Origin of the sequence: Enterobacter sp. HMSC16D10 (genome assembly GCF_001807145.1) — a bacterium.
GTDB lineage: Bacteria > Pseudomonadota > Gammaproteobacteria > Enterobacterales > Enterobacteriaceae > Enterobacter > Enterobacter roggenkampii.
On the sequence record NZ_KV787905.1, the window covers coordinates 204,166 to 218,284 of the forward strand.

A 14,119-nucleotide genomic window follows, 5' to 3' on the forward strand; every position below is an offset into this window, starting at 1 on the left:
TGCCCGGTGGCGCTGCGCTTACCGGGCCTACAACGTCACCCCGTAGGCCGGGTAAGCGCAGCGCCACCCGGCACTTTCGTTAATCAATAGTTAAAAACATGACGCAACACGTAAAATCCAGCATTTTACGCTTCCCTCCTTTCGCGCATTCCCTATACTCGACCAGGCAAACATTTACTTACATCCGGACATAAATGTGACTAAGAGCACATTCGGAATGGAACGCAATTTCACTCAGGAATAATGTATGAGCACACAATCGACGGGTCTTTTTGCGCGCCTGGCGCAGGGAAGTCTGGTTAAACAAATTCTGGTAGGACTGGTGCTGGGTATTCTGCTGGCCATGGTGTCAAAACCTGCTGCGGAGGCCACGGGGCTGCTCGGGACGCTGTTTGTGGGCGCCCTGAAAGCCGTCGCGCCGGTACTGGTTCTGATGCTGGTCATGGCATCGATTGCCAACCACCAGCACGGACAAAAAACCAACATTCGCCCTATTCTGTTCCTGTATCTTCTGGGAACCTTCTCTGCAGCCTTAACGGCCGTGGTGTTTAGCTTCCTGTTCCCGTCCTCGCTGCACCTGACCAGCGCGGCCGGTGATATCACGCCGCCGTCCGGGATTGTGGAAGTCCTTCGCGGTCTGCTGATGAGCATGGTCTCTAACCCCATCACCGCGCTGATGAGCGGAAACTACATTGGCATCCTGGTCTGGGCGATTGGTCTGGGCTTCGCGCTGCGTCACGGCAACGAGACCACGAAAAACCTGGTCAACGATTTGTCCAACGCTGTCACCTTTATGGTGAAGCTGGTGATTCGCTTTGCGCCAATCGGTATTTTCGGCCTGGTCTCCTCCACGCTGGCAACCACCGGTTTTGACGCGCTGTGGGGCTACGCGCAACTGCTGGTTGTGCTGGTCGGCTGTATGCTGCTGGTGGCGCTGGTGATCAACCCGCTGCTGGTGTTCTGGCAGATCCGCCGCAACCCGTATCCGCTGGTGCTGACCTGCCTGCGCGAGAGCGGCGTGTATGCCTTCTTCACCCGCAGCTCTGCGGCGAACATACCGGTGAACATGGCGCTGGCGGAGAAGCTGAACCTGGATCGCGATACCTATTCCGTGTCGATCCCACTGGGTGCGACCGTGAACATGGCGGGCGCGGCGATTACGATCACTGTACTGACCCTGGCGGCGGTGCATACGCTGGGTATTCCGGTGGATCTGCCAACCGCGCTGCTGCTGAGCGTGGTGGCATCGCTGTGCGCCTGCGGCGCATCCGGCGTGGCGGGCGGTTCGCTGCTGCTGATCCCGCTGGCGTGTAATATGTTCGGTATCCCGAACGAAATCGCCATGCAGGTGGTTGCCGTCGGCTTTATCATCGGCGTGCTGCAGGACTCCTGCGAAACCGCGCTGAACTCCTCTACCGACGTGCTGTTTACCGCGGCGGCCTGTCAGGCGGAAGACGCGCGTTTAGCGAAGAACGCCCTCCGCAGTTAAAAAGAAAAGCCCGGTGGCGGCTACGCCTTACCGGGCCTACAGGGTTTAGTAAGTCGGGTAAGCGCTAGCGCCACCCGACAAAGTACTTACAGCGTCACACCGCTCTTAAAGATTGCCAGCTCGCGGAAGTCGTTCTTCTCGTTGCAGGTCTGCTTGCCGCTGGCAATTTCCACAATCGCATCCACAAATTCCGTCAGCAGCTGCGGCATCGCCTTGCCGTGGATAAGCTGCCCGGCATCAAAGTCAATCCAGTGTTTTTTCTTCGCCGCCAGCTCGCTGTTGGTGGCGATTTTCACCGTCGGCACAAAACCGCCGTACGGCGTACCGCGACCGGTGCTGAACAGCACCATATGGCAGCCGGCTCCCGCCAGCGCGCTGGTGGCAACCGCATCGTTACCGGGCGCGCTCAGCAGGTTCAGACCGTGCGTTTTCAGGCGCTCGCCGTAGCGCAGAACGTCAACCACCTGGCTCGCGCCTGCTTTCTGGGTGCAGCCGAGGGATTTCTCTTCCAGCGTGGTGATCCCCCCCGCTTTGTTACCCGGCGACGGGTTCTCGTAAATGGGCTGATTGTGGGCAATGAAGTACTGCTTGAAGTCGTTCACCATGGTGACGGTCTTCTCAAACGTCTCTTCGTCGCGGCAGTGGCTCATCAGAATACGTTCCGCACCGAACATCTCCGGCACCTCGGTCAACACCGTCGTGCCGCCGTTGGCGATCACGTAGTCCGAGAAGCGCCCCAGCATCGGGTTGGCGGTGATACCGGAAAGGCCATCAGACCCGCCGCACTCCAGACCAAACTTCAGCTCGCTCAGCTTGCCCGGCTGGCGCTTGTCGTGGCGCATCACCTCATACAGCTGATGAAGCTGTTCGACGCCCGCTTCCACTTCGTCGTCCTGATGCTGGCACACCATAAAGTGCACGCGCTCAGGGTCAAACTCACCGAGCGTCTCGCGGAAGGCGTCCACCTGATTGTTCTCGCAGCCCAGGCCAATCACCAGCACCGCGCCCGCGTTCGGGTGGCGCACCATGTTTTGCAGCATGGTTCGGGTGTTGATGTGGTCGTCACCCAGCTGGGAGCAGCCGTAGGTGTGGCTGAACAGATGCACGCCGTCAGTGCCTTCGGCATCGTTGGTCTCTTTCAGGAAGCGCGTCTGGATCTGACGCGCAATCCCGTTCACGCAGCCGACGGTCGGGAGGATCCACAGCTCGTTGCGGATCCCCACGTCGCCGTTTGCGCGGCGGTAGATCTGCACCTCACGATCCGCCGCCTGCTCTTGTGCCGCAGGTAAATCAGGTTGATAGCTGTACTCGTCCAGATCGCTCAGATTTGTGCGGGCATTGTGGGAATGGATGTATTCACCCGGCGCGATATCCGCCAGCGCATGACCGATGGGCAGACCGTACTTCACCACGTTCTCCCCTTTGGCAATGGGGATCAGGGCAAACTTGTGTCCACGTCCAACGGACTGGCGTAACGTCACCGACTGGTTGTCGAAGGTGACTTCCGTCCCTTCGGTTAAATCTGCCAGCGCGACGGCCACGTTATCCAGCGAATGGATTTTGATGTATTGCATATCAACCTCAAACGGCCCTAGTTCAGTTCAATGGCGAAGTAGTCACGCGCATTGTTAAAGCAGATGTTTTTCACCATGTCGCCCAGCAGCTGAATATCCGCCGGCGCTTCGCCTGCGTGCACCCAGCGGCCAATCATCTGGCACAGAATGCGGCGGAAGTATTCATGACGGGTATAGGACAGGAAGCTGCGGCTGTCGGTCAGCATGCCGACAAAGCGGCTCAGCAGGCCAAGCTGCGCCAGCTGCGTCATCTGACGCTCCATGCCGTCTTTCTGATCGTTGAACCACCAGCCGGAGCCGAACTGCATCTTGCCCGGCATCCCTTCGCCCTGGAAGTTGCCGATCATCGTGCCCAGCACTTCGTTATCGCGCGGGTTCAGGCAGTAGAGAATGGTTTTCGGCAGCAGGTTTTGTTCGTTCTGTTTGCTCAGCAGTTTTGACAGCTCTTCCGCCAGCGGACGGTCGTTGATGGAGTCAAAGCCCACGTCCGCACCCAGCAGTTTAAACTGGCGCTGGTTGTTATTGCGCAGCGCACCGATGTGGTACTGCTGTACCCAGCCGCGACGCGCGTATTCGGCACCGAGGAACACCAGTACCGCGGTTTTGAACTGCGCCACTTCGTGCTCACTAAGCGATTCACCGGAGAGGCGACGCGCCAGAATGCTGTCCAGCTCGGCCTCGTTTGATTCCGCAAACAGCACAACGTCCAGCGCGTGGTCAGAGACTTTACAGCCGTGCGCCGCGAAGTGATCCAGACGTTTGGTCAGCGCGGTTTGCAGATCGGCGAAACGACGGATGTCGGTATCGGACACTTCCGCCAGCTTCGCCATGTAGTCTTTGAACGTGGCCTGCTCAATGTTGAAGGCTTTGTCCGGGCGCCAGCTTGGCAGCACTTTGATATCAAAAGAGGTGTCTTTGGCGACAACGGCATGATGCTCCAGGGAGTCAATCGGATCGTCGGTGGTGCCGACCATCTTCACGTTCATCTGCTTCATGATGCCGCGCGCGGAGAAGTTCTCCTGCGCCAGGAGCGCATTGCACTGGTCCCAGATTTCATCGGCGGTCGTTGGAGAGAGCAGTTTGCCGGTGATGCCAAACGGGCGACGCAGCTCAAGGTGCGTCCAGTGATAGAGCGGGTTACCGATGGTGTGCGGGACGGTCGCCGCCCAGGCGTCAAACTTCTCGCGATCGGTCGCATCGCCGGTGCACAGGCGCTCAGCCACGCCGTTGGTGCGCATCGCACGCCATTTGTAATGGTCACCCTTCAGCCAGATGTCATACAGGTTTTTGAAACGGTAATTTTCGGCAACCTGCTGCGGGGGCAAATGGCAGTGGTAGTCGAAAATCGGCTGATCTTTTGCATAGTCGTGGTACAGGCGGCGAGCAAATTCGGTATCTAACAGAAAATCGTCGGTCATAAACGGCGTCATTATCGTCTTCCTCATTACGGGAGCGTCAGAAAGCGTATGTTCATATGCTGCAAAGTTATCACACCAATTTCCACCATCCGACGTTTTTTTCGTGAGTGAGATCAATAAACGCAGACAAATACATTACCCAAATTGGAGTAAATCCTTCTACAAGCCGCGCCAGTACTGGCTTGAAGCGACACGAATAATGTCCCCACAAAGAATCATACATTTGTGATGTCACTCACCTTTTAAAGCTGTATGACAAGTTATCTTTTCGCCGTCGCAAACTATAAGCCGACGGAATGCATTCCTGGTGTCAGTTACACCAGATTTAACGGTACGGAAACCGACTTATGCAGATGACTTTTGGCAAGGTTCGGGCCGTTCCGGGACATTTCCCGGTTACGCCCCTCCCGTTACTGAACGGCTCCCGGCAACGGTCGAGCGGTTACCGTGTCCCGGCACGGCAATACTATAACGATGAGGTTTTACATGCGTAAAATTAAAGGGTTACGTTGGTACATGATCGCACTGGTGACGTTAGGCACCGTGCTGGGCTACCTGACGCGTAACACCGTCGCAGCCGCAGCGCCGACGTTAATGGAAGAGCTGCATATCTCCACGCAGCAATACTCCTACATCATTGCTGCCTATTCCGCGGCGTACACCATCATGCAGCCTGTTGCAGGCTACGTGCTGGATATCCTCGGTACCAAAATCGGCTATGCCTTCTTCGCCATCGCCTGGGCGGTGTTCTGCGGAGCCACCGCGCTGGCAGGCAGCTGGGGCGGCCTGGCGCTGGCGCGCGGTGCGGTCGGTGCGGCAGAAGCCGCGATGATCCCGGCGGGACTGAAGGCCAGTTCCGAGTGGTTCCCGGCAAAAGAGCGCTCTATTGCTGTCGGCTACTTCAACGTGGGTTCGTCCATCGGGGCGATGATTGCGCCGCCGCTGGTGGTGTGGGCTATCGTGATGCACAGCTGGCAGATGGCTTTCATCATTTCCGGCGTGCTGAGCTTCGCCTGGGCAATCGCGTGGCTGGTTTTCTATAAGCACCCGCGCGATCAGAAAAAACTCTCCGAAGAAGAACGCGAGTACATCATTGGTGGTCAGGAAGCACAGCACCAGACCAACAACGGCAAAAAAATGACCGTCTGGCAGATCCTGGGCACCCGTCAGTTCTGGGGTATCGCCCTGCCGCGTTTCCTGGCGGAACCGGCCTGGGGGACCTTCAACGCGTGGATCCCACTGTTCATGTTTAAAGTCTACGGCTTTAACCTGAAAGAGATCGCGATGTTCGCCTGGATGCCGATGCTGTTCGCTGACCTGGGCTGTATCGTGGGCGGCTACCTGCCACCGCTGTTCCAGCGCTGGTTTGGCGTGAACCTGATCGTTTCCCGTAAGATGGTGGTCACCATGGGCGCACTGCTGATGATTGGCCCGGGCATGATCGGCCTGTTCACCAGCCCGTACGTGGCCATCGCCCTGCTGTGCATCGGTGGTTTTGCGCACCAGTCCCTGTCCGGCGCGCTGATTACGCTCTCGTCTGACGTCTTCGGTCGCAACGAAGTGGCCACCGCCAACGGCCTGACCGGGATGGCCGCCTGGACCGCGAGTACGATGTTCGCGCTGGTCGTCGGCGCGCTGGCGGATACCATCGGCTTCAGCCCGCTGTTTGCAGTACTGGCGGTCTTCGACCTGCTGGGCGCGGTGGTGATCTGGACGGTGCTGAAAAGCAAATCGGCAGAGGAGCTGGCAAAAGAGTCACTCGGAAAACCGGCCACGCAGAGTTAGCATTGCTGTGCCGGGTGGCGCTACGCTTACCCGGCCTACAAAACCCGTAGGCCCGTGCGAGCGAAGCGCCGCCGGGCATTTAAAGGCCGCTCAGTAGCGGCTTTTTTAATGGCAAAATCTGGAGAGTGGCACGCAAAAGTGGTATAACAAATCATCTGCCGTACCCTGTCTGGAGCGCATATGGAAATCACCGAACCACGTCGTTTATATCAACAACTTGCTGCGGAGCTGAAAGATCGCATCGAGCAAGGTGTCTATCTTGTCGGTGATAAACTGCCCGCCGAGCGCTTTATCGCGGATGAAAAAAGCGTCAGCCGCACCGTGGTGCGTGAAGCGATCATCATGCTGGAAGTCGAAGGCTACGTTGAGGTACGCAAAGGCTCCGGCATTCACGTCATTTCCAATCTGCCGAAACACTCTCCCGTCGCGGACGAAAGTCTGGAATTCGCCAGCTACGGTCCGTTTGAGCTGCTCCAGGCTCGCCAGCTAATTGAAAGCAACATTGCCGAATTTGCGGCGACGCAGGTGACCAAGCAGGACATCATGAAGCTGATGGAAATCCAGGAGAATGCCCGCAAGGAAAAATGTTTCCGCGATTCAGAGTGGGATCTGCAGTTCCACGTCCAGGTCGCCCTGGCAACCCAGAATACGGCGCTGGCGGCAATCGTTGAGAAAATGTGGACTCAGCGCGTTCACAACCCGTACTGGAAAAAACTGCACGATCATATCGATTCCCGTACCGTCGACAACTGGTGTGACGATCACGATCAAATCCTTAAAGCGCTGATTCGTAAAGATCCGCACGCCGCTAAGCTGGCGATGTGGCAGCATCTGGAGAACACCAAGCAGATGCTGTTCAATGAAACCAGCGACGACTTCGAATTTAACGCTGACCGCTATCTTTTCGCCGATAATCCCGTTGTTCATCTCGATACGGTCCCCAGTGCCGCAAAATAGATGACCTTCCCGCTGGCAGGCGCTTCGCTGCGCCTTCCGGCGAACGTGGGTAAGCAAAACATATATAGTGTCAGCCTTTGTAAATCCCCTCGCTCACTTTCTGGGCTTACGCCAAAATCAACTCATGCCTGCAAATTCTGTGACGCAGAACGTTGGGCTTTGTTACAATTGGATTCACTTCGTTATTTTGTAAGTTAGTGCTTGCTAACCAGCCAATTAACAGGGAACAGTGTTGGCCACACCGCAATGTGTCCGCGAGCGACCATAATGAAATCACAACCATGTCGCCGTGCTGTTTGTCCCGGATAACAGGCATGACGTTAACCGATTTCCAGGAACACTGAATGGAACTTTTGACCCAACTACTGCATGCCCTCTGGGCGCAGGATTTTGAAACGCTGGCCAACCCTTCCATGATTGGCATGCTCTATTTCGTCTTGTTTATGATCCTGTTCCTTGAGAACGGCTTGCTGCCTGCTGCTTTCCTGCCCGGTGACAGTTTACTGGTGCTTGTCGGCGTGCTGTGCGCTAAAGGGGCGATGGCATTCCCGCAAACTATTTTGTTACTGACCGTCGCTGCGAGTCTCGGCTGCTGGGTCAGCTACATCCAGGGAAGATGGCTGGGCAATACCCGGATCGTCCAGAACTGGCTCTCGCACCTGCCTGCACATTATCACCAGCGGGCGCACCACCTTTTCCATAAGCACGGGCTTTCTGCGCTGCTGATTGGCCGCTTTATCGCCTTTGTACGCACCCTGTTGCCGACCATTGCCGGTCTGTCGGGGCTGAGCAGCGCGCGCTTCCAGTTCTTTAACTGGATGAGCGGCCTGCTGTGGGTACTGATTCTGACGACGCTCGGCTATGCGTTGGGGAAAACGCCAGTCTTTATGAAATATGAAGACCAGCTGATGTCCTGCCTGATGCTGCTGCCTGTGGTGCTGCTGGTCTTCGGTCTGATCGGCTCGCTGGTCGTCCTGTGGAAAAAGAAATACGGAGCCAGAGGCTAACGATGGCTATCTCACCGCTCGCCCTGCGCCGTTTTGCCTGCGCCGTGATGACACTGGTGGTGCTCAGCGCCATGCTGCTGGCATGGAGCGCGCTTTCGCATCAGGAATCCACGCTAGCCATTCGCTCGGTGAACCAGGGTGCCAGCGTGCCTGACGGTTTTTCTGTCTGGCACCATCTGGACGCGAACGGGATCCGCTTTAAAAGCATCACCCCGCAGGACGATGTTTTACTGATCAAGTTTGATTCCCGTGCGCAAAGTGCCGCCGCAAAAGTGGTTCTCGACCGTACGCTGCCGCACGGGTATATCATCGCTCAGCAGGAAGATGACAGCCAGCCTGCTGCCTGGCTGTCGCTGATTCGCGATACGTCGCATCGGTTTGGATAATTACCAGGATTCCGAATCTTTTCACTCACTTTGGTGAATCCCCCGTTTACTTACTATGCTTAAGTACGCGGAGCACCCCTCGAATGTACTCCGCATAACTTTGGATAGCGGCTTACGCCGCAACACAATGGAAGGTTTCGATAATGAAATTCCGCATGACTCTGGCTCTGGCCCTTTTTTCTTTAAGCACAGCATCCTTCGCAAATTCTCTCTGTCAGGAGAAAGAACAGGATATTCAGCGTGAGATCGGTTATGCCGAAAAGCATAACAATCAGCACCGTGTTGATGGTCTTAAAAAAGCGCTGAGCGAAGTGAAAGCGAACTGTTCAGACAGCAAGCTGCGTGCCGACCACCAGAAGAAAATCGCTGAACAGAAGGACGAGATAGCCGAGCGCCGTCGCGACCTGCAGGAAGCGAAAGAGAAAGGGGATGCGGAAAAAATTGCTAAGCGCGAGAAGAAGTTGAAAGAAGCGCAGGACGATCTGAAAGCGCTGGAAGCTCGCGATTATTGAGTTAACGGAAATCTCAACAGGAGAGAATCATGTCAAAAGATACGACGTCTGAACATCTGCGCGCTGAACTGAAATCCCTGGCCGATACCCTGGAAGAGGTGCTGAACTCCTCTGCTGACAAGTCAAAAGAAGAGGTCAGCAAGCTGCGCAGCAAGGCGGAGCAGGCGCTGAAAGAGAGCCGCTATCGCCTGGGTGAAACCGGCGATGCGCTGGCAAAACAGACCCGCGAAGCGGCCGCGCGTGCGGACGAATACGTGCGTGATAATCCATGGACGGGTGTCGGGATTGGTGCCGCAGTCGGTGTGGTACTGGGTGTCCTGCTGACGCGTCGTTGATATGGAAGATCCTCGTCACGCACAAGGGCCTGCTAACAACGTCCTCGGCATCGGCCAGCGTATTTTGACGACGCTGGTCGGGATTGCCGAAACGCGCGTCCGGCTGGCAGTGGTCGAACTGGAGGAGGAGAAAGCGAACCTCTTCCAGATGCTGCTGATGCTTGGACTGACCATGCTCTTCGCCGCGTTTGGTCTGATGAGCCTGATGGTGTTAATCATCTGGGCCATTGACCCGCAGTATCGTCTTAACGCCATGATTGCCACGACCGTCGTTCTGCTGGTCGCGGCGCTGATTGGCGGCATATGGACGCTGCGTAAAGCGCGTAAGTCCACGTTCCTGCGCCATACGCGTCAGGAGCTGGCTAACGATCGCGCCCTGCTGGAGGATGACAAGCCGTGAGCGGTAAAGCCGAACGTCAAAAGCGAAAAGCGTACCTGCTAAGCCAGATCCAGCAGCAACGGCTGGATCTGTCGGCCAGCCGTCGCGACTGGATTGACGCGACGCGACGGTTTGACCGTGGCTGGAACACCTTCCTGAGCCTGCGTTCATGGGCGCTGGTCGGCAGCAGCGTGATGGCTATCTGGACGGTTCGTCATCCAAATATGCTCATCCGCTGGGCGCGCCGGGGTTTTGGTGCCTGGAGCGCCTGGCGTCTGGTGAAAGCCACGATCCGTCAGCAGCAATTACGCTAGCCTTCTCGCCGGGTGGCGGCTACGCCTTACCCGGCCTACTTACACGCGTAGGCCGGGTAAGCGCAGCGCCACCCGACAAAATCCTCTCCCTCCCTTACTCAATATCTTTGAAGAAGATTGACAGTTTTCCTTGCTAACAATCGCCCACCGTCACGTTTATGATGCTCTCCATCGACAGCAACGACGCGGTATCTACCCGGAATTGCAGACAAATAACGTTCAGCCGCTGATGTGGTTTCCTGGAGAGTAAAATGAAAAAATTAGAAGATGTTGGTGTACTGGTCGCGCGTATTCTGATGCCAATTCTGTTCATCGTGGCAGGTTGGGGAAAAATCACCGGTTATGCAGGCACCCAGCAGTATATGGAAGCCATGGGCGTTCCGGGGTTCCTGTTGCCACTGACCATTCTTCTTGAGTTCGGCGGCGGCCTGGCAGTGCTGTTCGGCTTCCTGACCCGCACCACCGCGCTGTTTACCGCAGGCTTCACCCTGCTGACCGCGTTCATCTTCCACAGCAACTTTGCGGAAGGCGTGAACTCACTGATGTTCATGAAAAACCTGACCATCGCGGGTGGCTTCCTGCTGCTGGCCGTCACTGGCCCGGGCGCATACAGCATCGACCGCGTTCTGAATAAGAAATGGTAAGCACGCTATACTGAATAAACACAAAGCGAGGAGACATCTCCTCGCTTTTGCTATCTGACGGAGGAGAAAAAATGGGACAACTCGTAGACGGCGTCTGGCAGGATGTCTGGTATGACACCAAATCCACCGGAGGTCGCTTTAAGCGCTCTGTTTCGGCCTTCCGTAACTGGCTGACCGCCGACGGCGCACCAGGCCCGAGCGGCGAAGGCGGCTTCGCGGCTGAGAAAGATCGTTATCATCTTTATGTTTCCCTCGCCTGCCCGTGGGCCCACCGCACGCTGATCGTGCGCAAGCTTAAAGGTCTCGAATCCTTCATTCCGGTTTCCGTGGTCAACCCGCTGATGCTGGAAAACGGCTGGACGTTTGACAGTGATTTCCCTGCGGCAACTGGCGACGATCTTTATCACCATGATTTCCTGTACCAGCTCTATCTGCGCGCCGATCCGCACTACACCGGGCGCGTGACCGTGCCGGTGCTGTGGGACAAGAAAAACCAGACGATTGTCAGCAATGAGTCTGCGGAAATCATCCGCATGTTCAATACCGCGTTTGACGCGCACGGCGCCCGTGCCGGAGATTACTATCCGGTGGAGCTGCGCGAGAAAATTGACGAACTGAACGGCTGGATTTACGACAACGTCAATAACGGTGTCTATAAGGCCGGTTTCGCCACCAGCCAGGAAGCGTATGACGAAGCGGTCGGAAAGGTGTTTGAATCGCTGGAACGCCTGGAACAGATCCTGGGCCAGCATCGCTACCTGACGGGCGATCGCCTGACGGAAGCGGACATTCGCCTGTGGACCACGCTGGTTCGCTTTGATCCGGTCTATGTCACCCACTTTAAGTGCGACAAGCACCGCATCAGCGACTACCTGAACCTGCATGGTTTCCTGCGCGACATCTACCAGATGCCGGGCATCGCGGAGACGGTCGACTTCGACCATATTCGCACCCACTATTTCCGCAGCCACAAGACCATCAACCCGACGGGTATTATCTCCATCGGGCCGTGGCAGGATCTGGATGAACCGCACGGGCGCGACGTCCGTTTTGGATAAATATTAAGGGCATCAATAGATGCCCTTTTTTAATTCACAATCTCCATCTATTCTTACCTCGATCGCTTAGAAAACAAGTGATTGACTGACTAATGAGGCAAGGAAAATGGACTGGTATTTAAAAGTACTGCGCAACTACATTGGATTTGGTGGCCGCGCCCGCCGCAAAGAGTACTGGATGTTCGTTCTGGTGAACTTCATCCTCATCATGGTGCTGGGTATTGTAGATAAAATTCTTGGCTGGGAGCGGGCTGGCGGTGAAGGCGTGCTGACCACCATTTATGGCCTGTTAGTCCTGCTGCCATCGTGGGCGGTATTGTTCCGTCGGCTGCACGACACCGATCGTTCGGCGTGGTGGTTATTGCTGCTGTTGATCCCGATCGTGGGCTGGATCGTGATTCTTATCTTCAACTGCCAGAGCGGCACCCCAGGTGAAAACCGCTTTGGTCCGGATCCTAAGATCGTCGCGTAAATTACTGCCCGGTGGCGCTTACGCTTACCGGGCCTACTCGTTTATTTATTGTGGTGGGCGAAGAGTTTGGGTATTTCGCGCAGGCACCATGATTTGGCTTCGCCCATGCTGTCGCGACGCCACGCCATAATGATATCCACTTCGCTGGTGTACTCCGGACTCACGACCCGCAGCCGCCCTTCCGCAATATCTTTCTCCACAAACGGGTACGGCATCGTCGCCACGCCCAGACCGGCCAGCAGCGCCTGCCGTTTGTCTTCCAGTGAGGTCACCGTCAGACGTGGCTGTTTATCCAGCAGCTGCACCGTCAGCACCGGACGCTCGCGCGCGGTATCCGCGACCGCCACGCCGCGATATTTCACGCGCGTCACTTCGGAGAGCGGCTCCGGCTCCTGGTGAATCGGGTGGTTGGGGGCGGCAACGTAGACGTTCATGACGCTGTAGAGCTTGCGCGAGTTGATTTCCGATGAGGAACGGAAGTGCATGTCCGGCGCAATAACGATATCCGCCCTGCCCGTCTCCAGACGTTCCCACGCCCCTGCCAGCACCTCGGTGATGATCGACAGCTGCGTATTGGCCTTCGCCGCCAGGCGATCCACCAGCGGGAACAGCGCTTCGGTTGGCACCAGCGCTTCGGTAACTAACGTCAGATGGGTTTCCCAACCGCGCGCCAGCGCTTCGGCGTCAGTCGTCAGCTTATCCGCCGCTTCCAGCAGCACGCGGCCGCGCTCCAGCAGCATTCGGCCGACATTGGTGAATTTTGTTCGATGACCGGAGCGGTCAAAAAGCACCACGTCCAGCTCTTCCTCCAGCTTCTGCATGGTGTAGCTCAGCGCAGACGGAACGCGCCCCAGTTCATCGGCCGCCGCCGCAAAACTGCCGCGCCGGTCAATCGCGTCCATGACGCGAAGCGCCTCAAGCGTCAATGCTCTCTCTTTAGCCATCTCGTTCTCATTCAGGAAATTTGAACATACCAGGCAGAATATCTGGCTAACAATGAAGCGTCCATACCTTTACCATTGCTTTAGTGTAAAGAGAGGTCAAGTTTATGATTACGACAAGAACAGCTAAACAGTGCGGACAAGCCGATTTCGGTTGGCTGCAGGCCCGCTACACCTTTTCCTTTGGACACTACTTTGACCCTAAACTCCTCGGTTACGCTTCACTGCGCGTGTTGAACCAGGAAGTGCTCGCCCCGGGCGCCTCCTTCCAGCCGCGTACGTACCCGAAAGTCGATATCCTGAACCTGATCCTGGAAGGCGAGGCAGAATACCGCGATAGCGAGGGCAATCATGTCCAGGCAAAGGCTGGCGAAGCGCTGTTAATTTCCACGCAGCCGGGCATCAGCTACAGCGAGCATAACCTCAGCAAAGACAAAACGCTGACCCGCATGCAGCTGTGGCTCGACGCCTGCCCTGAGCGGGAAAATCCGCTGGTACAGAAGTTAGATTTAACGGGCGATAAGCAGCAGCTGATTGCATCCCCTGATGGCAGCAAAGGGAGCCTGCAGCTGCGTCAGCAGGTGTGGCTGCACCATATCGAGCTGAAGAAAGGTGAGCAGGCAAGCTTCCAGCTTCACGGCCCGCGCGCCTATCTGCAGTCGATTCACGGTACGGTGCATGCGGTGACGCACACGGAAGAGAAAGAGGCGCTCACCTGCGGCGACGGCGCGTTTATTCGTGATGAAGCGAATATTACCCTGGTGGCGGATACGCCGCTGCGCGCGCTGCTGATTGATTTGCCGGTTTAAAGAACGCCCTCACCCTAACCCTCTCCCACAGGGAGAGGG

At 56.6% G+C, this 14,119-nt stretch carries 16 protein-coding genes; 13 read left to right on the forward strand and 3 right to left on the reverse strand.

All coding sequences use genetic code 11. The annotated features are described in order from the left end of the window. Window positions 1-247 precede the first annotated feature (247 nt). Window positions 248-1,489 (forward strand): serine/threonine transporter SstT, encoded by a 1,242-nt coding sequence (gene sstT, locus HMPREF3143_RS21075; RefSeq protein ID WP_070534254.1) that lies wholly within the window; start codon window positions 248-250, stop codon window positions 1,487-1,489. Window positions 1,490-1,575: 86 nt separating this feature from the next. Here sstT and HMPREF3143_RS21080 read toward each other — a convergent pair whose 3' ends face one another. Further along, window positions 1,576-3,063, reverse strand: coding sequence for a UxaA family hydrolase (locus HMPREF3143_RS21080; protein WP_046092481.1), 1,488 nt, complete (start codon window positions 3,061-3,063; stop codon window positions 1,576-1,578). 17 nt (window positions 3,064-3,080) lie between these two features. Then, the gene (gene uxaC, locus HMPREF3143_RS21085) at window positions 3,081-4,493 is read right to left on the reverse strand and encodes a glucuronate isomerase (protein WP_070534255.1); all 1,413 of its coding nucleotides are present in this window, start codon (window positions 4,491-4,493) and stop codon (window positions 3,081-3,083) included. 474 nt (window positions 4,494-4,967) lie between these two features. On the opposite strand from uxaC, the gene HMPREF3143_RS21090 reads away from it, so the two are divergent. The 11 genes from HMPREF3143_RS21090 (at window position 4,968) to HMPREF3143_RS21140 (ending at window position 12,330) form a co-directional block, all read left to right on the forward strand. Further along, window positions 4,968-6,266, forward strand: a complete 1,299-nt coding sequence (locus HMPREF3143_RS21090; RefSeq protein WP_008503146.1) for an MFS transporter — start codon at window positions 4,968-4,970, stop codon at window positions 6,264-6,266. A 180-nt stretch (window positions 6,267-6,446) separates the two neighbouring features. After that, the gene (gene exuR / locus HMPREF3143_RS21095) at window positions 6,447-7,223 is read left to right on the forward strand and encodes a transcriptional regulator ExuR (RefSeq protein ID WP_008503145.1); all 777 of its coding nucleotides are present in this window, start codon (window positions 6,447-6,449) and stop codon (window positions 7,221-7,223) included. Window positions 7,224-7,567: 344 nt separating this feature from the next. Continuing rightward, window positions 7,568-8,230, forward strand: coding sequence for a DedA family general envelope maintenance protein YqjA (gene yqjA / locus HMPREF3143_RS21100; protein WP_008503144.1), 663 nt, complete (start codon window positions 7,568-7,570; stop codon window positions 8,228-8,230). Between the two features lie 2 nt (window positions 8,231-8,232). Continuing rightward, window positions 8,233-8,616 carry an EnvZ/OmpR regulon moderator MzrA gene (mzrA, locus tag HMPREF3143_RS21105; RefSeq protein ID WP_070534256.1) on the forward strand — a complete coding sequence of 128 codons (384 nt, stop codon included), beginning with the start codon at window positions 8,233-8,235 and terminating at the stop codon, window positions 8,614-8,616. Between the two features lie 143 nt (window positions 8,617-8,759). Then, complete coding sequence (locus HMPREF3143_RS21110; protein WP_008503142.1) at window positions 8,760-9,128, forward strand: DUF1090 domain-containing protein; 369 nt, start codon at window positions 8,760-8,762, stop codon at window positions 9,126-9,128. A 29-nt stretch (window positions 9,129-9,157) separates the two neighbouring features. Next, window positions 9,158-9,463, forward strand: coding sequence for an ElaB/YgaM/YqjD family protein (locus HMPREF3143_RS21115; protein ID WP_008503141.1), 306 nt, complete (start codon window positions 9,158-9,160; stop codon window positions 9,461-9,463). A 1-nt stretch (window position 9,464) separates the two neighbouring features. Further along, complete coding sequence (locus HMPREF3143_RS21120; RefSeq protein ID WP_014885329.1) at window positions 9,465-9,863, forward strand: phage holin family protein; 399 nt, start codon at window positions 9,465-9,467, stop codon at window positions 9,861-9,863. After that, complete coding sequence (locus tag HMPREF3143_RS21125) at window positions 9,860-10,156, forward strand: YqjK-like family protein (protein ID WP_008503139.1); 297 nt, start codon at window positions 9,860-9,862, stop codon at window positions 10,154-10,156. The genes HMPREF3143_RS21120 and HMPREF3143_RS21125 overlap by 4 nt, the downstream gene beginning before the upstream one ends. 251 nt (window positions 10,157-10,407) lie before the next feature. Then, the gene (locus tag HMPREF3143_RS21130; protein WP_023294633.1) at window positions 10,408-10,800 is read left to right on the forward strand and encodes a DoxX family protein; all 393 of its coding nucleotides are present in this window, start codon (window positions 10,408-10,410) and stop codon (window positions 10,798-10,800) included. Between the two features lie 71 nt (window positions 10,801-10,871). Further along, a complete protein-coding gene (locus HMPREF3143_RS21135) occupies window positions 10,872-11,858 on the forward strand; it encodes a glutathione S-transferase family protein (RefSeq protein WP_023326148.1) in 987 nt (328 codons plus the stop codon). A gap of 106 nt (window positions 11,859-11,964) precedes the next feature. Further along, window positions 11,965-12,330: a DUF805 domain-containing protein gene (locus HMPREF3143_RS21140; RefSeq protein ID WP_008503136.1), complete on the forward strand. Its 366-nt coding sequence runs from the start codon at window positions 11,965-11,967 to the stop codon at window positions 12,328-12,330. 41 nt (window positions 12,331-12,371) lie between these two features. Here the strand turns inward: HMPREF3143_RS21140 and yhaJ are convergent, their stop codons facing one another. Continuing rightward, entirely contained in the window at window positions 12,372-13,274 is a 903-nt protein-coding gene (yhaJ, locus tag HMPREF3143_RS21145; RefSeq protein ID WP_008503135.1) for a DNA-binding transcriptional regulator YhaJ, read from the reverse strand. A 104-nt stretch (window positions 13,275-13,378) separates the two neighbouring features. Between yhaJ and HMPREF3143_RS21150 the strand changes: the two genes are divergently transcribed. Then, entirely contained in the window at window positions 13,379-14,080 is a 702-nt protein-coding gene (locus tag HMPREF3143_RS21150; RefSeq protein WP_023309295.1) for a pirin family protein, read from the forward strand. Window positions 14,081-14,119 lie beyond the last annotated feature (39 nt).

Bases quoted from the DNA above. Each gene is read 5' to 3' on its own strand.
- sstT (WP_070534254.1), top strand. From the start codon at position 248: ATGAGCACACAATCGACGGGTCTTTTTGCGCGCCTGGCGCAGGGAAGT.
- HMPREF3143_RS21080 (WP_046092481.1), bottom strand. From the start codon at position 3,063: ATGCAATACATCAAAATCCATTCGCTGGATAACGTGGCCGTCGCGCTG.
- uxaC (WP_070534255.1), bottom strand. From the start codon at position 4,493: ATGACGCCGTTTATGACCGACGATTTTCTGTTAGATACCGAATTTGCT.
- HMPREF3143_RS21090 (WP_008503146.1), top strand. From the start codon at position 4,968: ATGCGTAAAATTAAAGGGTTACGTTGGTACATGATCGCACTGGTGACG.
- exuR (WP_008503145.1), top strand. From the start codon at position 6,447: ATGGAAATCACCGAACCACGTCGTTTATATCAACAACTTGCTGCGGAG.
- yqjA (WP_008503144.1), top strand. From the start codon at position 7,568: ATGGAACTTTTGACCCAACTACTGCATGCCCTCTGGGCGCAGGATTTT.
- mzrA (WP_070534256.1), top strand. From the start codon at position 8,233: ATGGCTATCTCACCGCTCGCCCTGCGCCGTTTTGCCTGCGCCGTGATG.
- HMPREF3143_RS21110 (WP_008503142.1), top strand. From the start codon at position 8,760: ATGAAATTCCGCATGACTCTGGCTCTGGCCCTTTTTTCTTTAAGCACA.
- HMPREF3143_RS21115 (WP_008503141.1), top strand. From the start codon at position 9,158: ATGTCAAAAGATACGACGTCTGAACATCTGCGCGCTGAACTGAAATCC.
- HMPREF3143_RS21120 (WP_014885329.1), top strand. From the start codon at position 9,465: ATGGAAGATCCTCGTCACGCACAAGGGCCTGCTAACAACGTCCTCGGC.
- HMPREF3143_RS21130 (WP_023294633.1), top strand. From the start codon at position 10,408: ATGAAAAAATTAGAAGATGTTGGTGTACTGGTCGCGCGTATTCTGATG.
- HMPREF3143_RS21135 (WP_023326148.1), top strand. From the start codon at position 10,872: ATGGGACAACTCGTAGACGGCGTCTGGCAGGATGTCTGGTATGACACC.
- HMPREF3143_RS21140 (WP_008503136.1), top strand. From the start codon at position 11,965: ATGGACTGGTATTTAAAAGTACTGCGCAACTACATTGGATTTGGTGGC.
- yhaJ (WP_008503135.1), bottom strand. From the start codon at position 13,274: ATGGCTAAAGAGAGAGCATTGACGCTTGAGGCGCTTCGCGTCATGGAC.
- HMPREF3143_RS21150 (WP_023309295.1), top strand. From the start codon at position 13,379: ATGATTACGACAAGAACAGCTAAACAGTGCGGACAAGCCGATTTCGGT.